Here is a 25,659-nt window from a genome sequence, read left to right on the forward strand (position 1 = left end):
GCGTTAGGGTGGTCGGACCATCGTTCGGTACCGAAGGAGCTGCCGTGAACGAACACATCGTCCCCCCCGCCGTCCCCGCCGACCCGTCCGCGAACGCCACCGACCTGTTGCTCGCGCGGGCGGCGGCCACGCCCGACGAACCACTCTTCTCCGTGCCGGACGGACGAGGTGGCTGGCGCGACATCACGGCGGCTCGGTTCCTCGAGCAGGTGCGCGCACTCGCGAAGGGCCTGATCGCCGCGGGCGTCGAACCGGGCGACAAGATCGGCCTGATGTGCCGCACGCGCTACGAGTGGACGCTCATCGACTTCGCGACCTGGTTCGCAGGCGCCCTGCTCGTCCCCGTCTACGAGACGTCGTCGCCGGCACAGGTCCACTGGAACCTCAGCGACTCCGAGGCCGTGGCCGTCATCGTCGAGACCGCGGACCACTTCTCGCGGTTCGACGAGGTGCACCCCGAGTTGCCTGCCGTGACACGGGTCTGGCAGGTCGACCTCGGAGACCTCGACAAGCTGGCCGCGTCCGGTGTCGACGTGTCCGACGACGAACTCGAACGCCGCCGGAGCGCGGCCGTCGCCGCGGACGTCGCGACGATCATCTACACGTCGGGCACCACCGGCCGGCCCAAGGGCTGCGTGCTCACCCACGCCAACTTCGTCGAGACGAGCCGGAACGCCGCCGTCGCCATGAGCGACGTCGTGGCGCCCGGCTCCTCCACCCTCTTGTTCGTGACGACCGCGCACGTCTTCGCGCGCTTCATCGCCGTGATGTCGGTCCACGCCGGCGTGAAGGTCGGGCACCAGGCGGACACCAAGCAGTTGCTGCCGTCGCTGGCCTCGTTCAAGCCGAGCTTCCTGCTCGCGGTCCCCCGCGTCTTCGAGAAGGTCTACAACTCGGCGGAGCAGAAAGCCGAGGCCGGGGGCAAGGGCGGCATCTTCCGGCAGGCCGTGGCCGTCGCGATCGCCCACAGTCGCGCGCTCGACGAGGGCACCGTGCCCCTGGGACTCAAGCTCCGCTTCGCACTGTTCGACCGCCTGGTCTACAGCAAGCTCAAGAAGGCCATGGGCGGCAACATCCGCTACGCCGTCTCGGGTTCGGCTCCGCTCGGGACACGACTGGGTCATTTCTTCCGGAGTCTCGACATCCGCATCCTCGAGGGGTACGGACTGACCGAGACCACGGCGCCTGCGGCCGTCAACCTCGTCTCCAAGTTCAAGATCGGAACGGTGGGCCCGGCACTCCCAGGCGTCGGCATCACGATCGCCGCCGACGGAGAAGTGCTCGTCAAGGGCGTCAACGTCTTCGCGGGGTACTGGAAGGCCGACGAGGCCACGGCCGAGGTCCTCGACGACGGCTGGTTCCGCACCGGCGATCTCGGCTCGCTCGACGCCGACGGTTACCTGACGATCACCGGTCGCAAGAAGGAGATCATCGTCACCGCGGGAGGCAAGAACGTCTCCCCTGCCGCCCTCGAGGACCCGATCAGGGCCAATCCCCTGGTCGGCCAGGTCGTCGTCGTGGGCGACCAGCGGCCGTTCGTCGCGGCCCTCGTCACCCTCGACACGGAGATGCTGCCGGTGTGGCTGAACAACGCCGGTGAAGCAGCCGACATGCCGTTGGCCGAGGCCGCCCGGCACCCCAAGGTCCGCGCCGAGGTCCAACGAGCCGTCGATGGTGCGAACGCCGCCGTGTCGCGCGCCGAGTCGATCCGCAAGTTCGAGATCCTGCCGGTCGAGTTCACCGAGGCCGGCGGGCATCTCACGCCCAAGATGAGCGTCAAGCGTGCCGTCGTGCTGAACGACTTCGCCCAGCAGATCGCCGACATCTACACCGCCCACCCCGACACCGAGTCGGTGCGCACGGTCACCGCACGGGGACGGTGATCAGGCGCGCCACCAGTCGGCGGCGCGGATCTCTCGCATGGCCTCGCGCTTCGTCTCGGGTTCGAGGGTGAGCACGTAGAGCGTGCCGTCGAGGTGGTCCGTCTCGTGCTGGAGGGCCTGAGCCATGAGTCCCGTGCCCTCGAGCACGACCTTCTGGCCGTCGAGGTCGACCCCCTCGACACGGGCGTACTCGTAGCGGGGGGTGGGAAACCAGAACCCCGGCACCGAGAGGCACCCCTCGTCGACGAGGGTCTTCTCTCCGGACACCTCGACGACGACGGGGTTGAGGACGTATCCGACCTCACCGTCGACGTTGTAGCTGAAGGCTCGGAGCGACACGCCGATCTGGGCGGCCGCGACCCCGGCTCGTCCCGGCTCGCGAACGGTGTCGAGGAGGTCCTCGACCAGGGACGCGAGCCGAGGATCTCCGACCGTCACGGGGTCGGACGCCGATCGTAGGACGGGATCGCCGAACAGGCGGATGGGTCTCACGCTCACGGCGCGCCTCCTGGGGTGGGTCGGGGTGTGGTGCGGACGACGGGTCGCGACACCGTGACGACGACGGGTGGGCTGGTGCTGTCGCTTCGCAGAAGCCGACGCACGCCGCATCGACGTGGCTGTTGGGTGATTCAACAGTAGTGAAGGTATCGTCTGTGTCGTGCATGTACTCAGCGTCAGCTCTCTCAAAGGGGGCGTCGGCAAGACGACGGTGACGCTCGGACTCACGTCGGCCGCCTTCGCCAAAGGTCTCAGGACCCTCGTCGTCGACCTCGATCCCCAGTCCGACGTCTCGACCGGCCTCGACATCACGGTCTCGGGCCACCTCAACGTGGCGGACGTCCTCGCGTCGCCCAAAGAGAAGACGGTCCGGGCGGCGATCGCCCCCAGCGGGTGGACCAAGGGCCGCCAGGGCAAGGTCGACGTCATGATCGGCAGCCCCTCGGCCATCAACTTCGACGGTCCGCACCCGTCGATCCGCGACATCTGGAAGCTCGAAGAGGCCCTCGCCAACGTCGAGGCCGACTACGACCTCGTCCTGATCGACTGCGCCCCATCGCTCAACGCCCTCACGCGCACGGCCTGGGCCGCATCCGACCGCGTGACGGTCGTCACCGAACCAGGCCTGTTCAGCGTGGCCGCCGCCGACCGGGCGCTCCGGGCGATCGAGGAGATCCGTCGAGGCCTGTCACCGCGCCTCCAGCCCCTCGGCATCATCGTCAACCGGGCCCGGGTTCAGTCCCTCGAGCACCAGTTCCGCATCAAGGAGCTGCGCGACATGTTCGGCCCCCTCGTCCTGTCACCCCAGCTGCCCGAGCGTACGTCGCTGCAACAGGCACAGGGTGCCGCCAAGCCGCTGCACGCCTGGCCCGGTGAGAGCGCCCAGGAGATGGCCCGCAACTTCGACCAGCTCCTCGAACGCATCATGCGGACGGCCAAGATCGGCGACTACGCCGAGCCTGCTGCCCGCTGACCTCCGCGGTCCTAGCTGCACACGACGAAGGCCCCGCACGATCTCGTGCGGGGCCTTCATCGTCCTCGACCGCCACTCGCGGTCGAGGTGTGGTCAGCTGGCTCGGGTGCCGCGTCGCGCCGCGAGCTCGTCGGAGGGATCGGCGGCGGGGGTGCTGTCGATCTCGACGAGACTCGACTCGACCTCGCGGAGGACCTTGCCCACGGCGATGCCGAACACGCCCTGACCGCGGCTGACGAGGTCGATGACCTCGTCGTCCGACGTGCACAGGTAGACGCTCGCACCGTCGCTCATCAGGGTCGTCTGGGCGAGATCGTTCACCCCGGCCTCACGGAGCTGGTTGACGGCCGTGCGGATCTGCTGGAGCGAGATGCCCGTGTCGAGGAGGCGCTTGACGAGTTTGAGGACGAGGATGTCGCGGAACCCGTAGAGGCGTTGTGAACCGGAGCCGGCCGCGCCGCGGATGGTCGGCTGGACGAGTTCGGTGCGGGCCCAGTAGTCGAGCTGGCGGTAGCTGATGCCGGCGGCCTTGGCCGCGACCGTACCGCGGTAGCCGCTGTCGGCGTCGTGTTCGGGCAGGCCGTCGGTGAAGAGCAGACCCAGCTCGTAGCGGGATTCCTCGGAGGAACCTGACTCACTCATGCTGTTGCCTTCCACGTTCTACTTCCGGAGCTCAACGTTCAACATCGGGTTGATGGTTGTACAGGACTCACGGTACCCACAACGGGGAGCTGCCTGGGCGACATTCGCATCGACGGGTCGGCGTGTCGAGGATATTCGCCCGGAGGGCAGACGTCTAGGCGTCGAGTCGCCCCAGAGCCGACCGGACGAGCCCCGACCGGACGACGTCGACCTGCGCCGCGAGCTCACGGGACAGCTCGGCGACCCGCGCCCGGGAGGCCGCGTCGTGCTTCCGGGCGAGTGGCGCGAGGGCCGTCTCGATGAGGCCGAGTTCGCGGTCGACCGAGGCCCGGACCGTCCGGAGGTGACGAGGCTCGATGCCCGACCTGCCCAGCTCGACCAGGGCCGACAACACCGAGATCGACTCGTCGCCGTAGTGCCCCGCCGACGGGAGGAGAGACGCCGAGACGGCCTCGTCGAGCAGGGCGGGCGTGGCGCCGGTCTCGCGGAGCAACTCGTCGCGACCGAGTCGCCGACCGTGGGTCAGGATCGAGACGGGCGCCGCCCCTGACGGGAGGGACGCCGGTCGGCCCGCGTCGAGGTCGGCGAGGTGTTGCCTGATGACCTTGAGCGGCAGGTAGTGGTCGCGCTGCAGACCGAGGATGAAGCGGAGCCGCTCGACGTCCGCCGGTGAGAACTTGCGGTAGCCGGACGGGGTACGCACCGGGGTGACCAACTCGCGCTCTTCGAGGAAGCGCAGCTTGCTGTTCGACAGGTCGGGGAACTCGGGCTTGAGCCGTGAGAGGACCTGCCCGATCGTCAGCAGGTCGGACGGCCCGGTCTGCGACGACCGGGCGGTGGCGGTGCGGGGCACGACTACTTGATCGCCAGGTTCGCGAGGTCGACCCGCGATGCGTAGAACGTGAGGCGGAACTTGCCGACCTGGACCTCGGCTCCGTCGGAGAGCCGGGCCTCGTCGATGCGGACGCCGTCGAAGTAGGTGCCGTTCAGCGACCCGAGATCGCGCACGCTGAAGGTGCTGCCCTCGCGACGGAACTCGGCGTGCTTGCGGCTGACCGTGACGTCGTCGAGGAAGATGCCGGCCTCGGGGTGACGTCCGGCGACCGTGACGTCCGAGTCGAGGAGGAACCGGGCGCCGATGTTGGGGCCACGACGGACCACGAGCAGCGCGGAGCCCGAAGGCAGTGCGGCGACGGCGTCACGCTCGTCGGTGGACACGCCGCTCTCGAGAGCGGCCAGTTGCGCCTGGAACTCTTCGTTGAAGCTGAGGGTCGTGTCGACCTCGCGAGGGGCGCCGGGAGCGCGGTCCTGCTCGCCGGGTGCCGGGTTGGCGGGCTCTGCCATCGTGGACCTCCTTTGGCGTCCCAGCGTATCGGAACTCCGACCCTCGTCGGGAACCGATTTCGGGGACCGACCCCTGCAGATCGCGGTGCGAGTGATGGTGAGGCGATCTCGGCTCCGTTCACCGCGCCTCCTCATGGGACTCCCCACCGCCTCACGGTCCGGTCATAGGGATCTCTTGGGGTCGCGCCGTTGCATGGACCCCACGTCACCACCACCGCCACAGGAGGCACACCATGAACGACCGAGACGGCGACAACACGACCGGCACCCCGGACGACGCCACGCCCGTGACGCCCTCCCCGTCGACCGCCCCGCCTGCCGGCGAGGGCGTCGAGCAGCCCGCCGAGGCTCGCACGCTCCCCCACGTCACCGGCGCGTCGGACGCACGCTACGTGTCGGCGGCTCCCACCTGGATGGCCCGCGACGACGCCCACCAGGCCTACGACGCGGCGGCCGGCGCATCGACGGTGCGGGGTGGCGACGGCGCGGACGGCACGGTGCCCCCGGCCTTCGGCGGCGCCACGAGGCCGCGCCGCTCGAAGAAGTGGCTCGCCCTCACCGGTGCGGCCGCCGCCGTCGTCATCGTCGCGGGTGCGGCGGGCGGCGGCGCCTACGCCGCCGGTCGCTCCGCCGGCACCGCGGCGGCCCAGGCCGCGAGCGAACGCCAGGCGCTCGAGCTGCTCCCCCAGCTCACGCGGCCGGGAGGTGGATCGAGCGACCCGGCATCGCCCTTCGGGGGTTCGAGCCCCCAGGACGGGTCGTCGCAGGACGGTTCGTCGCAGGGCACCTCGACCCAGACCAGCGCCACCGCGGCCACCGCCGAGGAGACGGCCGGCGTCGTGACCATCGTGTCGACGCTGAACTACGACGCCTCGTACAAATCCGCCGGCACGGGCATGATCCTGACCTCCGGAGGGCTCATCCTGACGAACAACCACGTCGTGCAGGGCGCGACCAGCATCCAGGTGACCGTCGAGTCCACCGGCACGACCTACACGGCCGACGTCGTCGGCACGGATGCCACGAACGACGTGGCCGTGCTGAAGCTGCAGGACGCGACGGGCCTCACCCCGGTGAGCTTCGACGCGTCCGGCGACGTCGCCACGGGGGACGTCGTCCACTCGACGGGCAACGCCGAGGGCACGGGCGACCTGGTCACCGCCGAGGGGACCGTCCTCGCCACGGACCAGTCGATCACGGTGCAGAGCGAGTCCGGATCGGGCACCGAGTCGCTGTCCGGTCTCATCGAGGTCGACGCGGACGTGGTGTCGGGCGACTCCGGCGGTCCCCTCCGTGACGGTGACGGCGACGTCGTCGGCATCGTGACGGCCGCCTCGCAGGGATCGTCGACGGTGACCGGCTACGCCATCCCGATCGACCACGCCCTGGCCATCGCCAAGCAGATCCAGTCGGGCACGGGGAGCTCGACCGTGCAGATCGGCCTGCCCGCCTTCCTCGGCGCGCAGATCTCGAGCACGGCGACCGGCACCGCGGGCGGCGTCACGATCGCCGGCACGGTCGAGGGCAGCGCGGCGGCGTCGGCCGGCCTGGTCGCCGGGGACGTGATCACCGCGATCGACGGCACGGCCGTGGCGGACGCGTCCGCACTCACCGCCGCGATCCAGGCGCACGACTCGGGTGACCAGGTCTCGGTCACCTGGACCGACACGACGGGTGCGTCCCACACCGCGACCGTCACGCTGGGCGACGGCCCCGCCGCCTGACCCGGGACCGGACGTGAACGGTCCGCTCCACCGACCGGTGGAGCGGGCCGTTCGTCCGTGTCAGTCGAGGCCCACCGCGCGGCGGAGGGCGCCCGGACGCACGAGCGTGGCCCCGAGGGCTCCGACCCGGTCGGCGAGGCCGCGGTCGGCGGTGACGACGACGACGCGCGGCGCCACGCCGGACACGTCCCGCAGGTCGTGCACGCGGGCCACGATCGCCGAGTCGCCGTCGGCCTCGGCCCGGACGACGGTCAGGCCGGGGAACGACCCACCGACGGCACGGGCCTCGCCCTCGACGACGGCGGTCACGTCCGGCCACCGCCAGGTGGGTGCCCCGGGAGGCTCGCCGGTGGAGCCGTCCGCGAACGCCGCGGCGTCCGTCGAGGAGCCGTCGGCGTCCGGCCGACCCGTCGCCGCGGGGGTCCCGCCGCCACCGGGTGCGACGAGCGCCTCGGCCACTCCGTCCCGGGCACCCCGCGAGAGGGACTCCAGGAACCGAGTCGTGGCACCGACCCGATCGCGCCACCACCCGTCGGGACGTGAGCCGAGGACGTTCGCGACGTCGACGACGACGTGCACCCGGCCCCCGAGTTCGGATCGGAGCCTCGGCCACGACGCGGCGAATCCGGGATGGAGCGGGAGGTCGGCCACCTCGTCGACGGGCACCCAGCCCAGGGCGATGCTCTCGGCGTCCGAGACGACGGGCTCGAACGGGCGCACGGCCCGGGCCACGACGGTCGTGTACGACCAGAAGCCGAGGTCGAGCTCGGCGGCGAACAGCAGGCGCAGCGCGTCGGCCGGCACCGCCGCCTCTTCGCCGCTCTCGCGCAGAGCGCCCTGTACCGCGCTCTCGTCGTGGTGGCGGGCTCCGCCGGGGAGCCCCCAGGTGCCGCCGAAGTGGCTCCAGTCGGCCCGGTGCTGCAACAGCACCCGGTCGTCCGGGTCGACGACGAGCAGGCCCGCGGCACCGGCACGGCCCCAGAACCGACGCCCGTCGGGGGCCTCGACCCAGCCGTCCGCGGGCTCGTGCGTGTTCACACCGTCGAGCTTGCCACAGGGACGAGGAGGCGGTGGCCGCGTCGTGCGCAGGACGTCAGGTCGACGGGTCGACGCGGTGGCGGGCGACCAAACCGATGGGTGCGGCAGTTCCGAAGGCACACCTGGGGCTGGCCCGGAACCCGATGTCGGGCCAGCCCTCCCCCGGGTCCGGCACCGCGCCTCCCCGGCTCGCGCGTCGGACCGGGCGATCAGGGCTGCTGGACGGAGAAGACGTTGCCCGCCGGGTCGGTGAACCAGGCGATGTCGGGGCCCAGGTCGACGCTGCGCCCCCGCATGACGCCCCGCTCGTCGGAGTACCCGCCGAGGTGGAGCGGTTCGAGGCCCCGCTCGGCCAGCGCGTCGAGGGCGGCGTCGACGTCGTCGACGACGAGGTTGAGGACGGTGTACGACGCGGGGGCGTGGTCGGGCTTGCCGTACACGAACACCCACGCCGCGCCTCCCGGGAGGCGGAGGCGGAACATCTGACCGTCGACGAGGACCTCGATCTCGAGGCCGAGGACGTCGCGGTAGAAGGACGTGGCGGCCGCCACGTCGTCGACGCTGAACCCGGAGTAGCCGGACCGAGGACGGAACACGGGTGGCCCCTCTCTGACGCGGGACGGCCGACGGACGCCGGCGTCTCGCCCCCAGCGTGGACCCTGCCGGGCCCGGGCGCCAACCCCGGTCAGACGAACCGGATGGCCTGCTGCAGCCGGGCCCGGACCTCGAAGACGTCCGAGATGCTCGTGCGGTCGCCGAGCTCGGGACCGTGACGCAGGACCTGCGGCAGCAGCGAGCGGCGCACGACCCAGGTGCCCCCGGCACGACGCGCGACCTTCTCGAGGGCGGGCCCGAAGTCGTCGTCGGGCACCACGATCAACTGGGCCGTGAACGACACGCGGGTCTCCCGTCGCACGGCGCGGGCCTGACGCGTGAGGTCGCGGACGGGCTCCTCGTCGGCGGGGATGCCCCGGCCGACGAGCTCGCCGCGCGACACCTGCACCTCGCTGCCCCAGTCGGAGGACTGGATGGCGAAGAGGCCCGACGGCCCCAACACGACGTGGTCGAGCTTGCCCTCGACCCCCGCGTCGACGTCGCTCCAGATGGTGAAACCGATGCCGAGGTCGGTGACGGCCGCGACGGTGGCCTCTTCGGCCATCGCGTCGGCGAGCACGTGACGGATCTCGGGAGGCGCGCTCCGGACGAGGCGCTCGTCGTACGGATCGTCGAGCGGGACTCCCCGACCGACCCACTCGCGCATCAGGCCGAGGTACCGCTCGCGGTTCGCACCACCGGGGTGGCCGTGCACCCGGGCCTTGGGCTTCGAATCGGTACGAGCCGGCTCCCGGGGCGGGGGTGACCAGCCGGGGGCACTCGAGCCCGCGGACCGCGCGCTGCCCGAGGGGGCGGTGCTCCGGGACGCCGACCCCTGGTCGTAGGAGGCGCGGGCCTCGGGCGTGCCCACCTGCTGCCACGCGTGCTGCACGTCGCGGAATGCCTGCGCGGTGCCGCCGAGGTCGGGGTGGGTCTGGCGGGCCAGGCGTCGATAGGCGCGACGGAGGTCGTCGGTCGACGCCGTCGACGGCACGCCGAGCACCTCGTAGGGCGTGGCGGAGGCGGGGCTGGGCGTCACGACGGCGACTTTACCGAACGTGCGCTGGACGTCCGGTCGACGGCCGCCGGGACCGTGTGGGCCCTGTGCTTCACCGCGACGGGGCGGCCGAGGGCTTGACGCTCGACGCCCGCCGCGCCGACCGGGCGACCCGCCACGCCCGCCACCGGAGACGGGCGCGGCCGACGAGTCGACGCACCCACAGGGTGATGCGATGGGCGGCCGGGAACTCCGTGCCCAGCACGGCGACCCCGAGGAAGACGACGAGCCAACCGGGTCCGGGCAGCGGGACCAGGATGAGGCCGACGACGACGATCAGGGCTCCGAGCACCCCGACGCCGATCTTGTAGAGCAACCGGAGCCGAGGGTGCGCGTCGAGCCTCAGGCGCATCTTCGCGGGACCGTCGCGCAGTGCACGGCGCCGAGCACCTCGATGCGGACCGGCCCCGCGACGCTCGTCGAGGGGCACGCCGTCCGGGCTCTCGGGCTGCTCGTCCATGACGGCGACGTTAGGGGGCGTTCCTGTGAGCAGCACGGCCCGGGAGGGGGTAGCCAGGGAACATGGATTACACACACCTCGGACGCACAGGGTTGTCCGTCTCACGGGCCGTCCTCGGCACGATGAACTTCGGGCCCCAGACCACGGAAGACGACTCCCACGCGATCATGGACCGGGCCCACGAGCTCGGCGTCAACTTCTTCGACACGGCCAACGTCTACGGCTGGGAGAAGGGCGAAGGCATCACCGAGCAGATCATCGGTCGGTGGTTCGCCCGTGGGGGCGGGCGACGGGAGAAGACCGTCCTCGCCACGAAGCTGTACGGCGACATGGGCGACTGGCCCAACGACGGCAAGCTCAGCGCCCTGAACATCCGTCGAGCGCTCGACGCGAGCCTGTCGCGTCTGCAGACCGACCACATCGACCTCTACCAGTTCCACCACGTCGATCGCGAGACGCCGTGGGACGAGATCTGGCAGGCGATGGAGGTCGCGGTCCAGCAGGGTAAGGTCCTCTACGCCGGCAGCAGCAACTTCGCCGGCTGGCACATCGCGCAGGCCCAGGAAGCCGCCAAGGCGCGTCACTTCAGCGGCCTCGTGAGCGAACAGTCGATCTACAACCTGATCGTGCGGGACGTCGAGCGCGAGACCCTGCCCGCCGCCCGTCACTACGGTCTCGGGATGATCCCGTGGTCGCCGCTCAACGGCGGTCTGCTCGGCGGCGTCATCGAGAAGACCGAAGAGGGCTCACGACGACTCGAGGGGCGGAGCGCGGAGTACGTCGCCGAACACCGCGACCAGCTCGAGGCCTACGAGGCGTTCGCCCGCGAGTTGGGCCACGCGCCCGGCGAGGTCGCCCTCGCCTGGCTGCTGCACCAGCCGGGCGTCACCGGGCCGATCACGGGCCCGCGGACCATGGCACAACTGGAGTCGGCGGTCGCCGCCGTCGACGTCGAGCTGGACGAGGCCGCGCTGGCGCGGCTGGACGAGATCTTCCCCGGGCACGAGACGTCGCCCGAGGACTACGCGTGGTGAACCGGAGGACGACATGAAGACCAGGACAATCGGAGACGTGACGGTCAGTGCGATCGGCCTGGGCGGCATGCCCCTGTCGATCGAGGGCCGACCCGACGAGAAGCAGGGCATCGCGACCATCCACGCCGCACTCGAGCAGGGCATCACCCTGATCGACACGGCCGACGCCTACCACCAGGCGGGCAAGGACGAGGTCGGGCACAACGAGTTGCTCATCGCCAAGGCGCTGAAGAGCTACCACGCCGACACCGACCAGGTGCTCGTCGCCACGAAGGGTGGACACCTCCGCCCCGAGGCGGGGGCGTGGGCGCAGAACGGCGACCCGGCCTACCTCAAGGAGGCCGCCAAGGCCTCGGCGAAACGGCTGGGCGTCGAGACGATCGGGCTGTACCAGTTCCACCGACCGGACCCGGCGGTGCCCTACGCCGACTCGATCGGCGCCCTGGTGGAGCTGCTCGACGAGGGCGTCATCCGCATGGCGGGCATCTCGAACGCCACGCCCGACCAGATCCGCGAAGCGAACGAGGTGCTGGACGACCGACTCGTGTCGGTGCAGAACCAGTACTCGCCCGCGTTCCGGTCGAGTGAGGTGGAGCTCGCGCTGTGCGACGAGATGGGCATCGCGTTCCTGCCGTGGAGCCCCCTCGGCGGCATCACGAACGCCGGTGAGCTCGGAGCGAAGCACGCCGTGTTCGCCGAGATCGCCAACGCCCGACGGGTCACGCCGCAGGTGCTGACGCTCGCCTGGGAGCTCGCCAAGTCCGAACTCGTCATCCCGATCCCGGGGTCGACCCGACCGCAGACGATCATGAACTCGGCGACGGCGACGTCGATCAAGCTCTCGACCGACGAGATCCAGCGGCTCGACGCCGCCTGATCGCACACCCGGTGCGCCCGCCCCTCGGGGCGGGCGCACCGTCACGACCATCCCCGACGAACAGGAGACAGCCATGGCCGACGCCAACCTCACCCGCCCCTACGACATCATCGGCATCGTGCCCGGGTTCGAGCTCTCGAGCACGGACCTCACCGACGGGGGTGAGCTGCAGCGCGCGCAGGTGAGCGGCATCATGGGCCCGGGCGGAGACGACGCCAGCCCCCAGCTGAGCTGGTCCGGCGCCCCCGAGGGCACCAAGAGCTATGCCGTCACGGTCTACGACCCCTATGCCCCGACGGGCTCGGGCTTCTGGCACTGGGCCGTGGCCGACGTCCCCGCCGACACGACGTCGTTGCCCTCCGGTGCGGGTGACGACCAGGGCTCGGGCCTGCCCGAGGGGGCCCTCCAGCTGAAGAACGACGGTGGGCTCGCCCGCTACGTCGGTGCGGCACCGCCCGAGGGCCACGGACCGCACACGTACTTCGTCGCGGTGCACGCCCTCGACGTCGAGAAGATCGGGGTGGACGAGACCGCCAGCCCGGCGTACCTCGGCTTCAACCTGCACTTCCACACGCTGGCCCGCGCGGTGATCTCCGCGACGTTCGAGGTCCCCGGGGCCTGAGCCCGGGGCCTGAGCGGTCGCACGCCGAGCCGACGCACGACGACGCCCCGCCACGATCTCGTGGCGGGGCGTCGTCGCGTCGGGCGACGGCCGATCAGGCTTCGCGGCCGGCCGGCATCTGCGTCTTGCGCGGGTCCGTCTCGGCGAGGCCGTCGAAGATCGACTCGATGCGCGACAGGACGTCCGCCTCGAGGGTGACGCCCGACGCCTTCGCGTTCGACTCGACCTGTTCGGGACGCGACGCCCCGATGATCGCCGAGGCGACGTTCTCGTTCGACAGCACCCACGCCAGCGACAGCTGCGCCTGGGTCAGCCCCAGGTCGGACGCGATCGGCTCGAGCTGGGCCACGGCGTCGAGGACGTCGTCGCGCATCCAGCGTTCGATCATGCCCGCTCCGCCCTTCTGGTCGGTGGCCCGGCTGCCCGCGGGCAGCTCGGCACCGACGGTGTACTTGCCGGTCAGGACGCCCTGGGCGACGGGAGACCAGACGATCTGCGAGATGCCGAGTTCGGCCGAGGCCGGGACGACCTCGTCCTCGATGACGCGCCAGAGCAGGGAGTACTCGGGCTGGTTCGAGACGAGCTGGATCTTCAGCTCGCGAGCCAGGGCGTGCGCCTCGCGCAGCTGCTCGGCGTTCCACTCCGAGACCCCGATGTAGAGCACCTTGCCCTGGCGGACCAGGTCGGCGAAGGTCTCCATCGTCTCCTCGAGGGGCGTCTCGACGTCGTACCGGTGGGCCTGGTAGAGGTCGACGTAGTCGGTCTGCAAGCGCTTCAGCGACCCGTTGATCGACTCGGTGACGTGCTTGCGGCTGAGGCCCGTGTCGTTGTGGCCCTTGGGCCCGGTGGGACCGTAGACCTTGGTGAAGATCTCGAGCGACTCGCGCCGCTCGCCCTTCAGCGCCTCACCGAGCACCGTCTCGGCCTGCGTGTTCGCGTAGACGTCGGCCGTGTCGAACGAGCTGATGCCGACGTCGAGAGCCGCTCGGACGCAGCGCGTCGCTGTGTCGTTCTCCACCTGGGACCCGTGGGTGAGCCAGTTGCCGTAGGTGAGCTCGCTGACCTTGAGCCCGCTGTTGCCGAGGTACCTGAACTTCATGGACGACCTTTCTCGGTGGTGCCGCCTCGATGCGGCACGCCGTCGACGCTACGCGCCACCCCCGCGCCGTGACGCGTCGTCCGACCGCACCCGCGCCTCCGGCACTCGGTACGCTCGCCCCGTGTCGGTGATCGGGGAGTTCTTCGGCGGGGTGGGCCTGCTCGGCCGGGGCCTGCGCCTCTGGGCGACGTCCCCGCGGCTCATGCTGCTGGGCGCGGTGCCCGCCCTCGTCGTGGGTGCGGTCTTCGCCGCGGCCCTCGTGGGCATGGGCCTCGCCGCCGACGACCTGGCCCGCGCCCTGACGCCGTTCGCCGACGGGTGGCCCGAGTGGTCCCGCACCCTCGTGCGTCTCGGCGGAGCTCTGGCCGTCGCGGCCCTGGCCGTGCTGCTCGCGGTCGTCGCGTTCACCGCCGTCACGCTCCTCGTCGGCGATCCCTTCTACGAGCGCATCTGGCGTCGCGTCGAGGAGCGAGAGGGCGACCCGCCGGCCGACGTCGACCGGGGCTTCTGGCGCGGGCTCGCCCGGAGTGCCGGCGACTCGCTCCGACTGCTGCTGGCCACGGCCGGCGTGGGCGTCCTCCTGTTCGTCGGCGGGTTCGTCCCGGTGCTGGGCCAGACGGTCGTCCCCGTGCTCGGCGCCCTGACCGGCGGATGGTTCCTGGCGGTCGAGCTCACCGGGTACGCCTTCGACGCCCGGAGCCGCTCGCTCGCCGAGCGCCGCCGTGGCCTCGCCGTCAACCGGGCGCGCACCCTGGGGCTGGGCACCGCCACCTACCTCCTGTTCTTCGTCCCCCTCGGGGCCGTGCTCGTGATGCCGGCCGCCGTCGCCGCGGCCACCCTGCTGGCCCGCGAGGTCACGACGGGCCCGACCACGGCAGGCCCGACCACGGCAGGCCCGACCACGGCAGGCCCGCCCACGACGGGGCCGAGCACGGCGGGCCCGAGCGCGGCGGGGCCGGCCACACCCTCCCCGCGCGACGACTACCATCCCCCGGCATGACCACCCCCGCGACTCCGACCAATCCCGCCGTCGCCCTGCCCGACGGGCGCGTCGTCCCGGCCCTCGGCCAGGGCACCTGGAACATCGGCGACGACCCGCGGCGCCGCGCCGACGAGGTCGCCGCCCTGCGAGCCGGCCTCGACGCCGGCCTGACCATGATCGACACCGCCGAGATGTACGGCGGCGGGCGGTCCGAACGGCTGGTCGGCGAGGCGATCGCGGGCCGTCGCGACGAGGTGTTCCTGGTGAGCAAGGTGCTGCCGGGCAACGCCTCACGCCGGGGCACGGTCGAGGCCTGCCACGCCAGCCTCGGGCGCCTGGGCACCGACCGCCTCGACCTCTACCTGCTGCACTGGCGTGGTCGCCACCCGCTCGCCGAGACCGTCGAGGCCCTGGAGGCGCTGGTCGCCGAGGGCGCGATCGGCGGCTGGGGCGTCAGCAACTTCGACGTCGACGACCTGCACGAGCTGCTCTCGGTGCCCGGTGGCCAGAACGTCCAGACGAACCAGGTCCTCTACAACCTGGCCCGTCGCGGACCCGAGTTCGACCTGCTGCCCTGGGCGCGGGAGCACGGCGTGCCGCTCACCTCGTACTCCCCCGTCGACGGCGGCGAGCTGCTCGGTCACCCCGTGCTCGAGCAGGTCGCGACCGATCTCGGCGTCTCGTCGGCGCAACTCGCCCTCGCCTGGGTGCTGCGCCTCGTGCCCGACCTCATGGTCGCCGTCAAGGCGGGCACGGCCGGGCACACCCTCGAGAACGCGGCCGCACTGTCCGTCGACCTCGACGACCAGGCGTTCGTGCAGCTCGAGCGCGTGTTCCCCGCGCCGACGACCAGGGTGCCGCTCGAGATGCGCTGACCCGCGCCTCCCGGGCTCGCCTCGCGCCCGCGCATGCGCCCGACGGGCTCGCCTCGCGCTCGCGCATGCGCCAGAGTGGAGGGACCAGCCCGGGTGACATCGACGTCACCCGGACGCGAGCTCCAGAGGACACCGCATGATCATCGACAGAGCCGACGTGATCGTCACCAGCCCCGACCGCAACTTCGTGACGCTGAAGATCACGACCTCCGACGGCGTCACCGGCCTCGGCGACGCCACCCTGAACGGGCGCGAACTCGCCGTCGTCGCCTATCTGACCGAACACGTCGTGCCCCTGCTGATCGGGCGCGACCCGGCCCGCATCGAGGACACCTGGCAGTTCCTCTACCGCAGCGCGTACTGGCGGCGAGGGCCGGTCACGATGGCCGCCATCGCCGCGGTCGACGTCGCCCTCTGGGACATCAAGGCCAAGGTCGCCGGCCTGCCCCTCTACCAGCTGCTCGGCGGAGCCTCGCGCACGGGGTTGCTGACCTACGGCCATGCCTCGGGGAAGGACCTCGAGGAGCTCTTCGACAGCGTCCGCGACCACCAGGAACAGGGCTACAGGGCCATCCGCGTGCAGACCGGGGTGCCCGGCCTGAAGTCGATCTACGGCATCGCCTCGAACGCCACCTTCGACGCCAACAGCGGCGTGCGCTACGACCACGAGCCCGCCCAACGCGGGGCCCTGCCGAACGAGGAGGACTGGGACACCCGCTCGTACCTGCGGCACGTGCCCACCGTGTTCGAGGCGGTGCGGAACGAGTTCGGCCCCGAGATCCCCCTGCTGCACGACGGTCACCACCGCATGACGCCGATCCAGGCGGCGAGGCTCGGCAAGAGCCTGGAGCCCTTCGACCTCTTCTGGCTCGAGGACGTCACCCCGGCCGAGAACCCCGAGGCCCTGCGACTCGTCCGGCAGCACACGACTGCCCCTCTGGCCATCGGCGAGATCTTCAACACCGTGTGGGACTACCAGCAGATCATCCGCGAGCAGCTGATCGACTACGTCCGCAGCGCCGTCACGCACACGGGCGGCATCACCCACCTCAAGAAGGTGCTCGAGTACGCCTCGCAGTACCAGATCAAGTCGGGCATGCACGGTCCGACCGACATCTCACCGGTCGGCATGGCGGCCGCGATGCACCTCGGACTCGCGATCCACAACTTCGGCATCCAGGAGTACATGAAGCACGGTGCGAGAACGGACGAGGTCTTCGAGCAGAGCTTCACGTTCGAGGACGGCATGCTGCACCCGGGTGAGCAGCCCGGCATCGGGGTCGAGCTGGACGAGCGGGCCGCCGCGGCGTTCCCGTACGCGCAGGCCTACCTGCCCTACAACCGCCTGGCGGACGGGACCGTCCACGACTGGTGACGAGGAGGCGCGGCGCGGGCGAGCGCGCCGGTCACCCCTCGTAGGCCGCAGCCAGCTCGGCGATGACCAACCGCGTCATGCCCATCATCGCGGTCATGGCCCGGGCGGCGCCCTCGGGGTCGGGCCCGCCGAGGTAGCGGTCCATCACCGACGGGACGACCTGCCAGGAGAAGCCCCAGCGGTCCGTCACCCAGCCGCACCGCCCCTCCTGGCCGCCGTCGGCCGCGAAGGCGTCCCAGTAGTGGTCGAGCTCGTCCTGGGACTCGACCGAGATCGAGAACGACGTGGCCTCGGTCGGCCTCGGCCCTCCGTCGCCGCCGTTCAGCAGGCGGTAGGGCTGGCCGTCGAGTTCGAGGTCGACGACGAGGGCCTGACCGGCCATCGCTTCGTCGGGGAAGTCGTCGGGATAGCGCGACACGTCGGTGACGCGCGACGACGGGAACAGGGTGACGTAGAAGTCCGCTGCGGTCTCGACGTCACGACCGAACCAGAGCGTGGGGGTGATGCGGGGCATGACGCGCCTCCTCGGGGTGGGCAGGCGGCGCCGTCGCCGCCTGCTGCCGGTCAGCGTACTGCGGAGCGGATCGCCGCACGAGACCTCATGACGTGCCGCGCGCCCGGAACGCCGAGCGGCCCGTCGTGACGTCCCGGTGGACGCCTAGCCGATCAGCGCCTCGATCGGGCCGCGCACGAAGTAGACCAGGAACCCCGCCGCGACGATCCAGAGCAGCGGGCTGATCGTGCGCGCCCTGCCCGCGAACGCCCGCACGACAACCCAGCTGACGAAGCCGACGCCGATGCCGTTCGCGATCGAGTAGGTCAGCGGCATGGTGATGATCGTCAGGAACACCGGCAGGGCGACCGAGAAGTCGGTCCAGTCGATCTGGCTGATCTGCGACACCATGAGCGCGCCGACGATCACGAGCGCCGAGGCGGCGACCTCGAGCGGGACGACCTGGGTCAGCGGCGTGAAGAACATGGCGAGCAGGAACAGCGCACCGGTGACGACCGAGGCGAAGCCCGTCCGGGCGCCTTCGCCGATGCCCGAGGCGGACTCGACGAACACGGTGTTGGACGACGAACTCGTCGCACCGCCCGCGACCGCGCCGACGCCCTCGACGATCAGGGCCGAGCGGAGGCGGGGGAAGGTGCCGTCGGCGTCCGCGACGTCGCCGGCCTTGGCCAGGCCGGTCATCGTGCCCATGGCGTCGAAGAAGTTGGTGAAGACGAGCGTGAAGACCAGCATGACCGCCGACAGCACGCCGATGCGGGCGAAGGCCCCGAAGCTGAACTGGCCGACCAGCGAGAGGTCGGGCAGGGCCACGATCTGGGTGGGCAGCACGGGGGCGTTGAGGTTCCAGTCGTCGAGGTTCTGGCCGTTCGACGGCGGCACCTGGAAGATCGCCTGCAGGGCGATGGCGATGACGGTGGACGCGACGATGCCGATGAAGATCGCCCCCCGCACCTTGCGGGCCATCAGCACGCCGATGACGAGCAGGCCGATGACGAAGGTGATGGTCGGGAGGGTCGCCACCGAGCCGGAGTCACCGAGCTGCAGCGGCGGCGACGACGTCCCGCTGGTGCGCACGAAGCCCGAGTCGACCAGGCCGATGAACGCGATGAACAGGCCGATGCCGACCGTGATCGCTGTCTTGAGCGCGGCGGGCACCGCGGTGAAGATCATGCTGCGCAGACCGGTCACGGCGAGGATCGTGATGACGAGCCCGTTGATCACCACGAGACCCATGGCCTCGGGCCAGGTGACGTCCTGCACGACGTTGACGGCCAGGAACGAGTTGATGCCGAGTCCGGCGGCGAACGCGAACGGGAGGCGCGCGACGGTTCCGAAGAGGATCGTCATGACGCCCGCGGTGAGGGCCGTGACCGCGCCCACCTGGCCGTTCTCCAGCCAGTTGCCGGCGACGTCCTTGGCGGCCTGGTCTGCGCTGAAGCCGCCGAGGATCAACGGGTTCAGGATGACGATGTACGCCATCGTGACGAAGGTGACGACGCCGCCCCGGATCTCGCGGGCCCAGGTCGAGCCGCGATGGGTGATCTCGAAGAACCGGTCGAGGGTGCCCCCGACTCCGGGTCTCGGCGGGGTGGTGACGGGGGCGTTCGTGGCCATGGCGATGCGTCTCCGGTGAGATCGGATGTCGAGGGGGAAGAGAACAGGATAGGGCGTGCCCAGGGTGCACCCAGCAACGACCCCGCCCCGCGACCGCGACGCGCCCGGACGCCTAGGAGGCGCGGTGCACGCCGAGCGCGCGCGTCACCAGCGGCACCTGCAACGGCAGCCGCGCGAGGGTGACGACCCGGCGAGCCGTCGTGGCCCGCTCGCTCGTCAGGGCGCGGAGGGCCATCGAGACGTTGGCCGGGAAGACGGCCACGAAGAGCGCGGCGGCGGCGAGGCCACCGGCCGGACGCGTGCGCGGGGCGAGGAGGGCGGCGGCGATGCCGACCTCGGCGAGACCGGAGCCGATCGTCCAGAAGCGGGCCGGCCCCGGGACGCTCCTCGGGACGACCGCGTCGTAGACCGCGGGTGTGGCGAGGTGCAGGAGGCCGGAACCGCCCAGGATCGCGGCGAGGACGCGGGCGTCCCGACGGGCGGCGGACTTCTGACGGCGTGTGGGGCGGTGACTCATGCGACCATCTTGCGCGCGCCTCCCGGGGTCGGGCGGGGGCGGCGCGCCGGAGTGGCTGACCGGTGCGTCCCGTCGGACCGGGTCAGACGGCGCGGCTGACGCCCCGGCTGGTGATGGCCGACATGAGGGCGTCGACGGGTTCACGGGCGGCACCCGGGTTGGCGACGAGCACGTAGTCGACGTCGCCGAGGGTGGGCAGCGAGAACCGGTCGCTGACCTTGACGAGGTCGGTGGGGATCAGCGAGAACGGGAACACGGCGACCCCCATGCCGGCCCGCACGGCGGCGAGGACGCCGTTGACGTCACGGGTGTTGCAGGTGATCCGCCAGGTGCGGCCGGCGCGCTCGAGGGCGTCGATGGCCATCTGGCGGCTCAGGCTGGGCGCCTGGTAGGCGATGAGCGGCACGGGCTGGCCGGGTTCGACGACCAGCTTCTCCTGGCCGATCCAGACCATGGCGTCGCCCGCGACCCGCGTGCCCTCGTCGGACTCGCCCACGGTCTGCTTCACGAAGATCAGGTCGAGGTGCCCCGCGGCCAGTCGACGGCGCAGCGGCGCGGACTGGTTGACGGTCAGCTCGAGGTTGATCTGCGGGTAGAGCTGGCGGAAGTGGCGCAGGATGCGCGGCAGCTGGGTGATGGCGAGGTCGTCGGCGGCGCCGAAGCGCAGGCGGCCCCGCATGGCCGAGCCGCTGAAGTAGCTCTCGGCCGCGGCGTGCGCGGCGAGGATCGTCCGCGCGAAGCCGGCCATGGCGTCGCCGTTGTCGGTCAGTCGGACGTCCCGGGTGTCGCGGGCGACGAGCGTGCGGCCCGCGGCCTTCTCGAGCCGGCCGACCTGCTGGCTGACCGTCGGCTGGCTGATGCCGAGACGCTGCGCGGCCCGGGTGAAGCTGCGCGTCTCGGCCACGACGAGGAACGTCGCGAGCAGCGTGGGGTCGTACACCGCGCCTCCTCCGTCGAAGGGTCTCGGGCCTCGTCATTCACGAAGCCAATGTGATTGATCATCCCCCACCGGGGTCCGAATGACCAGGCCGGCCCTACCGTTGGTGCAGACAATGAACCGAACCACCAGCGCAGGAACGTGATGTCCGCCCCGCCCCGCACCGACTTCCCCCCGACCGCCCCGCTCCCGATCAGCACGACCCGCCCGCCGTGGCGGCACACCTTCATCGCCCTCAGCGTGCCGAACTTCCGTCTCTGGACGGCCGGCAACGTCGTGGCGATGACCGCCGGGTGGATGCAGCGCATCGCCCAGGACTGGCTCGTGCTCGAACTGACCGGCAGCGCGACCGCCGTGGGCATCACCGTGGCCATGCAGTTCGCCCCGATGCTGTTCTTCGGCCTGCTCGGCGGGGTGATCGTCGACCGCTTCTCGAAGCGCGCCCTCATGCTCGTCACGCAGAGCGTGTTCGCCGTGCTCAGCCTGGGGCTCGCCGCCCTGACCCTGGCGGGCGTCGTCGAGGCCTGGCACGTCTTCGCCATCGCCTTCGCCACGGGCCTCGTCACCGTCGTCGACAACCCGGCCCGACAGGTCATCGTCACCGAGCTCGTCGGTCACACCCACCTCCGCAACGCCATCAGCGTCAACTCGAGCGTGTTCCAGCTGGGCGGCATGGTGGGCCCCGCGATCGCCGGCGTGCTGCTGCTGGCGGTCGGCGCGGGGTGGGCGTTCGTCGTCAACGGCGTCGCCTGCCTCGTGGTCGTCGTGATGCTGACGATGCTGCGGACCGCGCAGATGACCCGGGTCGCCTCGTCGGCACGAGGCCGCGGCCAGCTGCGGCAGGGCCTCGCCTACGCCCGCTCGAAGCCGACGATCGTCGTGCCCGTGCTGCTCGTCGGCGTCTACGCCGTGTTCGGCCTCACGATGCCCGTGCTGCTCGCGTCGTTCGCGGCGGACGTCTACGACGTGGGGCCCGGCGGGTACGGCCTGTTCAACTCGATGATCGCCGTCGGCGCCCTGACCGGCGCCCTGCTGTCGACGCGACGCGCCACGATCCGGCTGCGCACCATCGTGCTGGGCGTGCTCGTCACCGGCGTGCTGCAGGCCGTCGCCGGCTCCATGCCCTCGCTCGTGCCGTTCGCCGTCGTCCTCGTCGGCGTCGGGCTCGCGTCGTTGCTGTTCTTGACGGCCGCGAACCAGCTGGTGCAGATGTCGAGCAACATCGCGATCCGGGGGCGCGTGATGTCGCTGTACATCCTCGTGCTGCTCGGCGGCCAGGCGATCGGCGGACCGCTGATGGGCGTCATCGTCGAGACCTTCGGCACGCACGTCGGCATGATCGTCTCGGGCGGCGTGCCGGCCGTCGCCGCCGCCGTGACGGCCTTGGTGCTCGCCCGGCGAGGTCAGCTGACCCTGCAGGTCCGGACCCGCTGGCACGTGCCCGTCGTCACGATCGAGCAGCGCTAGGCCGGGCGGGCGTCAAGGGGTCACGCCGCGGGTGAGGGCGGCGACGACGTCGCCCATGACGTCGCCGGCCGCCTGCTCACCCGTGGCGGGCCAGTCGAAGGCGACGCCCAACGTGATGCAGATGAGGACGCGGGCGAGCGTCCGCGGTTCGAGCCCGGTCACGAGGACGGTCTGCCCCTGGAAGACCTCCTCTACGAGGCCGTGCAGGGCGTCGAGCACCTCGCGGCGCTGACGGACGAAGTCCGCCATCACCTCGGGGTGCGAGAGGGCGTGCGCGCGGAACTCGCTCATCAGCGCGAAGTCCTCGACCTGCCCGGGGCCGTAGGGCGCGAACGCCGTGCCGATCTTCTCGGGCAGCTGGTCGAGCGAGGTGCCCGGGAAGAACATGCCCTCGAGGGCGCCGAGCGCGCCGTCGGTCTCGCGACGCATGAGGCTGCGGACCAGGTCGTCCTTCGACGAGAAGTTCGAATAGACCGCACCCTTGCTGAACCCGGCGGCCCGCGCGACGTCGTCCAGGGTGGTCGCGTGCACCCCGCGTCGGGAGAACAGCTCGGCCGCCGCGTCGAGCAGCCGCTGCTTGACCTCGGCTCGTGGGATGCGGGGAATCGGAGCCCCGGAGGTGGTGGCCATGCTGCGACCCTAACGGGTGCGGGTGATCCTCAGAAGTCACCCGCGCCGCCCCCGGAGAAGGCGCATACCGACGGGTATCCAGGCGCTACCATCGTGATCGCCTGGTGAACCCGAAGCATCAGGAGACCGCGCGGTGCGCGACCGTCCGACCCTCACCACGTCCCCAGGCCGGTCGCGCACCCCGCACCCCACTCGCCGCCCGTCGTCAGGGGCCGTCCCCGGGGCACAACCCGTGCCTCCCGGTGTCGACCGCGCGTCAGATCGCGGTGCGCCGCGCCGATCCGCCGAAGCCGATCGAGACGTCGAGGCGCCAGGCCTTCGGCTCGCCCGAGACGTGCGTGGTGCCCACGAAGCGCAGCCGGTCGCCGGCACCGAGGCTGAGCACCCCGTGCACGTCGAGGTTCTCGCCGAGCCGGAAGACGATCTCGTGCTCGTCGAGCAGGTCGTCGTCGACCGTGGCGCCGAAGGTGGCGCCGTCGAACTTCACGGGCACGTCACGGAACACCAGCGACGGCGGCTCGTCGGACCAGTCCGCGACCTCGGGCACCCGACCCGCGACGATGCGGGCGTCCACGACGCCGTCGTCTCCGAGCGTGACCGAGGAGGCGCGCAGGTCGATGCCGAGGTCGTCACCGTCGATGCGAAAGCGGTTCTCCACGGCACCACGCTACCCAGCACGGCCGCCCGACGGAATGGCCGGGCGACGTCGGGGGTTCGCCCGGTCATGAAGAAGCGCATCGGGTTCCTGTCGTTCGGCCATTACCAGGACGTGCGGGGCTCGGCGACGCCGACCGCCCGGGAGGCGCTGGTCCAGTCGATCGAGCTGGCCGAGGCCGCGGAGGAGATCGGCGTCGACGTGGCCGCCTTGCGCGTGCACCACTACGTGCGCCAGGCCGCCAACCCGTTCCCGCTGCTCGCGGCGATGGCCGCGCGGACGACCCGCATCGAGCTCGGCACCGGCGTGATCGACATGCGCTACGAGAACCCGCTCTCGATGGCCGAGCAGGCGGCGGCCGCCGACCTGATCAGCGCGGGGCGCCTGCAGCTCGGCGTCAGCCGCGGATCACCCGAGCCCGCCCTGCGGGGCTGGGAGGCCTTCGGCCACGTCCCCCTCGACGGCGAGAGCGACGCCGACCTCGCCCGCCGACACACCGAGGCGTTCCGGGCGGCGATCGACGGCGCCGACGTCGCCGAGTCGGACCCCAGGATGACCGGCTGGTCGCACGGGCTCTCGGTCGAGCCGCACTCCCCCGGCCTCGGCGAGCGCATCTGGTGGGGTTCCGGCAGCCGGTCGACGGCGGTCTGGACCGGCGAGCAGGGCATGAACCTGATGAGCAGCACCCTCTTGACGGAGGACACGGGGGTGCCGTTCGACGAGCTGCAGGCCGAGCAGATCGCGCTGTACCGGGAGGCCTACCGCGCCGCCGGGCACGCCCGTGAGCCGAGGGTGTCCGTCAGCCGCAGCGTGATCCCGATCACCACCGACGAGGACCGTCGCTACTTCGGCGTCCGCGCCCAGGCCGACTCGCAGGACCAGGTCGGTCTGCTCGACGGCGTGCGGTCACGCTTCGGCAAGAGCTACGTGGGCGAACCCGACGTCATCGCCGAGCAGTTGGCCGCCGACGCCGCGGTCCGGGACGCCGACACGATCCTGCTGACGGTGCCCAACCAATTGGGGGTCGCCTACAACGCCCGTCTGCTGCAGACGGTGGCGGACCACGTCGCCCCGGCGTTCGGCTGGGTGCCGAACCTGGCCCGCGCGAGCTGAGCCGCGCCTCCTGCACCGCGCCTCCTCGGCTGTCGTCGCGGGCTGCGGTAGACAAGGGGGCATGTTCACCGACCTGCCCGAACCCGCCCTGCGGGAGTACCGCAGCACCCAGACCGACCCCGACGACTTCGACGAGTTCTGGGCGACGACGCTCGCCGAGACGCGGGCGCACCCGCTCGACCTGCGGGTCGACCGGGTCGACACGGGGCTGACGACGGTCGACGTCTACGACGTGACGTTCTCCGGGTGGGCGGGTCAGCCCGTGCGGGCCTGGTTGCGCGTGCCCGCCGAGGCGGAGGGACCGTTGCCGGCGGTCGTCCAGTTCGTCGGCTACGGCGGCGGACGCGGGGCCGCCGTCGAGAACCTCTTCTGGTCGTCGGCCGGCTTCGCGCACCTGCAGATGGACACCCGTGGCCAGGGCTCGGGGTGGAGCCTCGGCGCCACCCCTGACCCCGACGGTTCGGGCCCGGCCCACCCCGGCGTCATGACGCGGGGCATCGACTCGCGCGAGACCTACTACTACCGCCGGGTGTTCGCCGACGCCGTCCGCGCCGTCGAGGCCGCGCGCGGGCTCGACGTCGTCGACGCCTCCCGGGTGTCCGTCGTCGGCGGCAGCCAGGGCGGCGGCATCGCCCTCGCCGTCGCGGGACTCGTCCCCGACCTCGCCGCCGTCGCGGCGTACGTGCCGTTCCTCTGCGACTTCCGGCGCGCGACCGTCATCACCGACGCCGACCCGTACAAGGAGATCGGACGCTACCTGGCGGTCCACCGGCACCGTGCCTCCTCGGTGCACGACGTCCTCGCGTACTTCGACGGCGTCAACTTCGCGAGGCGGGCCACGGCCCCGGCCCTGTTCACGACGGCGCTGATGGACCCGACCTGCCCGCCGTCGACGGTGTTCGGCGCGTTCCACGCGTACGCCGGGGCGGCCGACGTCACGGTGTGGCCGTACAACGGGCACGAGGGCGGCGGGTTCGAGGACGACCTGCTGGCGCTCGCCCTGTTCCGCGGCGCCGGGTCCTGAGCCGGCCCGCGCACCACACGACGCCGTCGAGTGGGCACGACACCGTGACGTGCAGCGGTGCCGTGTCCACTCGGTGGCGTCCCGGGCGGGAACACGGCGGGGCCGGGTCTG

The 25,659-nt window shown here is 71.5% G+C and carries 27 protein-coding genes; 12 read left to right on the top strand and 15 right to left on the bottom strand.

Going from position 1 to position 25,659, the window contains the following annotated elements; genetic code table 11:
* Positions 1-44: 44 nt before the first annotated feature.
* Positions 45-1,883 carry an AMP-dependent synthetase/ligase gene (locus IFT79_RS09200; RefSeq protein WP_173150805.1) on the top strand — a complete coding sequence of 613 codons (1,839 nt, stop codon included), beginning with the start codon at positions 45-47 and terminating at the stop codon, positions 1,881-1,883.
* Here IFT79_RS09200 and def read toward each other — a convergent pair whose 3' ends face one another.
* On the bottom strand, positions 1,884-2,381 hold the full coding sequence (gene def / locus IFT79_RS09205; RefSeq protein WP_192123712.1) for a peptide deformylase: 498 nt from the start codon (positions 2,379-2,381) through the stop codon (positions 1,884-1,886).
* Between the two features lie 160 nt (positions 2,382-2,541).
* Here def and IFT79_RS09210 point away from each other — a divergent pair, with 160 nt between their 5' ends.
* Positions 2,542-3,354 carry a ParA family protein gene (locus IFT79_RS09210; protein WP_054146774.1) on the top strand — a complete coding sequence of 271 codons (813 nt, stop codon included), beginning with the start codon at positions 2,542-2,544 and terminating at the stop codon, positions 3,352-3,354.
* A gap of 93 nt (positions 3,355-3,447) precedes the next feature.
* Here IFT79_RS09210 and IFT79_RS09215 read toward each other — a convergent pair whose 3' ends face one another.
* From IFT79_RS09215 to IFT79_RS09225, 3 genes are all read right to left on the bottom strand, one after another.
* Positions 3,448-3,996: a MerR family transcriptional regulator gene (locus IFT79_RS09215; RefSeq protein ID WP_192123714.1), complete on the bottom strand. Its 549-nt coding sequence runs from the start codon at positions 3,994-3,996 to the stop codon at positions 3,448-3,450.
* A 154-nt stretch (positions 3,997-4,150) separates the two neighbouring features.
* Entirely contained in the window at positions 4,151-4,849 is a 699-nt protein-coding gene (gene ftsR / locus IFT79_RS09220; RefSeq protein ID WP_056045008.1) for a transcriptional regulator FtsR, read from the bottom strand.
* Positions 4,850-4,851: 2 nt separating this feature from the next.
* A complete protein-coding gene (locus tag IFT79_RS09225; RefSeq protein ID WP_056045006.1) occupies positions 4,852-5,340 on the bottom strand; it encodes an FHA domain-containing protein in 489 nt (162 codons plus the stop codon).
* Positions 5,341-5,573: 233 nt separating this feature from the next.
* Between IFT79_RS09225 and IFT79_RS09230 the strand changes: the two genes are divergently transcribed.
* Positions 5,574-7,064: a S1C family serine protease gene (locus IFT79_RS09230; RefSeq protein ID WP_192123716.1), complete on the top strand. Its 1,491-nt coding sequence runs from the start codon at positions 5,574-5,576 to the stop codon at positions 7,062-7,064.
* 60 nt (positions 7,065-7,124) lie between these two features.
* Here the strand turns inward: IFT79_RS09230 and IFT79_RS09235 are convergent, their stop codons facing one another.
* The 4 genes from IFT79_RS09235 to IFT79_RS09250 all read right to left on the bottom strand — a co-directional run bounded on the left by IFT79_RS09235 (position 7,125) and on the right by IFT79_RS09250 (position 10,213).
* On the bottom strand, positions 7,125-8,102 hold the full coding sequence (locus IFT79_RS09235; RefSeq protein ID WP_192123718.1) for an NUDIX domain-containing protein: 978 nt from the start codon (positions 8,100-8,102) through the stop codon (positions 7,125-7,127).
* A gap of 209 nt (positions 8,103-8,311) precedes the next feature.
* A complete protein-coding gene (locus tag IFT79_RS09240) occupies positions 8,312-8,698 on the bottom strand; it encodes a VOC family protein (protein ID WP_056045002.1) in 387 nt (128 codons plus the stop codon).
* 89 nt (positions 8,699-8,787) lie between these two features.
* On the bottom strand, positions 8,788-9,735 hold the full coding sequence (locus tag IFT79_RS09245) for a DnaJ domain-containing protein (protein WP_192123720.1): 948 nt from the start codon (positions 9,733-9,735) through the stop codon (positions 8,788-8,790).
* Positions 9,736-9,805: 70 nt separating this feature from the next.
* Positions 9,806-10,213 (bottom strand): TIGR02611 family protein, encoded by a 408-nt coding sequence (locus tag IFT79_RS09250; RefSeq protein WP_249407872.1) that lies wholly within the window; start codon positions 10,211-10,213, stop codon positions 9,806-9,808.
* 62 nt (positions 10,214-10,275) lie between these two features.
* Between IFT79_RS09250 and IFT79_RS09255 the strand changes: the two genes are divergently transcribed.
* The 3 genes from IFT79_RS09255 to IFT79_RS09265 all read left to right on the top strand — a co-directional run bounded on the left by IFT79_RS09255 (position 10,276) and on the right by IFT79_RS09265 (position 12,746).
* Positions 10,276-11,247, top strand: a complete 972-nt coding sequence (locus tag IFT79_RS09255) for an aldo/keto reductase (RefSeq protein ID WP_192123722.1) — start codon at positions 10,276-10,278, stop codon at positions 11,245-11,247.
* A 13-nt stretch (positions 11,248-11,260) separates the two neighbouring features.
* Positions 11,261-12,124: an aldo/keto reductase gene (locus IFT79_RS09260; protein ID WP_056044995.1), complete on the top strand. Its 864-nt coding sequence runs from the start codon at positions 11,261-11,263 to the stop codon at positions 12,122-12,124.
* Positions 12,125-12,197: 73 nt separating this feature from the next.
* A complete protein-coding gene (locus IFT79_RS09265) occupies positions 12,198-12,746 on the top strand; it encodes a YbhB/YbcL family Raf kinase inhibitor-like protein (protein ID WP_192123723.1) in 549 nt (182 codons plus the stop codon).
* A 94-nt stretch (positions 12,747-12,840) separates the two neighbouring features.
* On the opposite strand, the gene IFT79_RS09270 is transcribed toward IFT79_RS09265, so the two are convergent.
* Positions 12,841-13,845 (bottom strand): aldo/keto reductase family protein, encoded by a 1,005-nt coding sequence (locus tag IFT79_RS09270; RefSeq protein WP_056044991.1) that lies wholly within the window; start codon positions 13,843-13,845, stop codon positions 12,841-12,843.
* Positions 13,846-13,966: 121 nt separating this feature from the next.
* On the opposite strand from IFT79_RS09270, the gene IFT79_RS09275 reads away from it, so the two are divergent.
* From IFT79_RS09275 to manD, 3 genes are all read left to right on the top strand, one after another.
* Positions 13,967-14,845, top strand: coding sequence for an EI24 domain-containing protein (locus tag IFT79_RS09275; RefSeq protein ID WP_199859525.1), 879 nt, complete (start codon positions 13,967-13,969; stop codon positions 14,843-14,845).
* Positions 14,842-15,702: an aldo/keto reductase gene (locus tag IFT79_RS09280; RefSeq protein WP_192123726.1), complete on the top strand. Its 861-nt coding sequence runs from the start codon at positions 14,842-14,844 to the stop codon at positions 15,700-15,702. Before IFT79_RS09275 ends, IFT79_RS09280 begins: the two co-directional genes overlap by 4 nt.
* A 136-nt stretch (positions 15,703-15,838) precedes the next feature.
* Positions 15,839-17,077 (top strand): D-mannonate dehydratase ManD, encoded by a 1,239-nt coding sequence (gene manD, locus IFT79_RS09285; RefSeq protein ID WP_192123727.1) that lies wholly within the window; start codon positions 15,839-15,841, stop codon positions 17,075-17,077.
* A 31-nt stretch (positions 17,078-17,108) separates the two neighbouring features.
* On the opposite strand, the gene IFT79_RS09290 is transcribed toward manD, so the two are convergent.
* From IFT79_RS09290 to IFT79_RS09305, 4 genes are all read right to left on the bottom strand, one after another.
* Positions 17,109-17,591 (bottom strand): VOC family protein, encoded by a 483-nt coding sequence (locus IFT79_RS09290; RefSeq protein WP_056044983.1) that lies wholly within the window; start codon positions 17,589-17,591, stop codon positions 17,109-17,111.
* A 144-nt stretch (positions 17,592-17,735) separates the two neighbouring features.
* Positions 17,736-19,205: an NCS2 family permease gene (locus IFT79_RS09295; protein ID WP_192123728.1), complete on the bottom strand. Its 1,470-nt coding sequence runs from the start codon at positions 19,203-19,205 to the stop codon at positions 17,736-17,738.
* A gap of 112 nt (positions 19,206-19,317) precedes the next feature.
* Positions 19,318-19,722, bottom strand: coding sequence for a DoxX family protein (locus IFT79_RS09300; protein ID WP_192123729.1), 405 nt, complete (start codon positions 19,720-19,722; stop codon positions 19,318-19,320).
* A gap of 82 nt (positions 19,723-19,804) precedes the next feature.
* The gene (locus tag IFT79_RS09305; protein WP_192123730.1) at positions 19,805-20,662 is read right to left on the bottom strand and encodes a LysR substrate-binding domain-containing protein; all 858 of its coding nucleotides are present in this window, start codon (positions 20,660-20,662) and stop codon (positions 19,805-19,807) included.
* 141 nt (positions 20,663-20,803) lie between these two features.
* Here IFT79_RS09305 and IFT79_RS09310 point away from each other — a divergent pair, with 141 nt between their 5' ends.
* A complete protein-coding gene (locus IFT79_RS09310; RefSeq protein WP_123569994.1) occupies positions 20,804-22,126 on the top strand; it encodes an MFS transporter in 1,323 nt (440 codons plus the stop codon).
* A 12-nt stretch (positions 22,127-22,138) separates the two neighbouring features.
* On the opposite strand, the gene IFT79_RS09315 is transcribed toward IFT79_RS09310, so the two are convergent.
* Entirely contained in the window at positions 22,139-22,756 is a 618-nt protein-coding gene (locus IFT79_RS09315; protein ID WP_192123731.1) for a TetR/AcrR family transcriptional regulator, read from the bottom strand.
* A 256-nt stretch (positions 22,757-23,012) separates the two neighbouring features.
* On the bottom strand, positions 23,013-23,414 hold the full coding sequence (locus IFT79_RS09320) for a hypothetical protein (protein ID WP_056044973.1): 402 nt from the start codon (positions 23,412-23,414) through the stop codon (positions 23,013-23,015).
* 66 nt (positions 23,415-23,480) lie between these two features.
* Here IFT79_RS09320 and IFT79_RS09325 point away from each other — a divergent pair, with 66 nt between their 5' ends.
* Together IFT79_RS09325 and IFT79_RS09330 are read left to right on the top strand one after the other, a co-directional pair.
* Positions 23,481-24,524 carry an LLM class flavin-dependent oxidoreductase gene (locus tag IFT79_RS09325; RefSeq protein WP_192123733.1) on the top strand — a complete coding sequence of 348 codons (1,044 nt, stop codon included), beginning with the start codon at positions 23,481-23,483 and terminating at the stop codon, positions 24,522-24,524.
* A gap of 61 nt (positions 24,525-24,585) precedes the next feature.
* Complete coding sequence (locus IFT79_RS09330; RefSeq protein ID WP_192123735.1) at positions 24,586-25,548, top strand: acetylxylan esterase; 963 nt, start codon at positions 24,586-24,588, stop codon at positions 25,546-25,548.
* Positions 25,549-25,659 lie beyond the last annotated feature (111 nt).

The sequence above is a fragment of the Frigoribacterium sp. CFBP 8759 genome (genome assembly GCF_014841655.1).
In the GTDB taxonomy this organism is placed as follows: domain Bacteria; phylum Actinomycetota; class Actinomycetes; order Actinomycetales; family Microbacteriaceae; genus Frigoribacterium.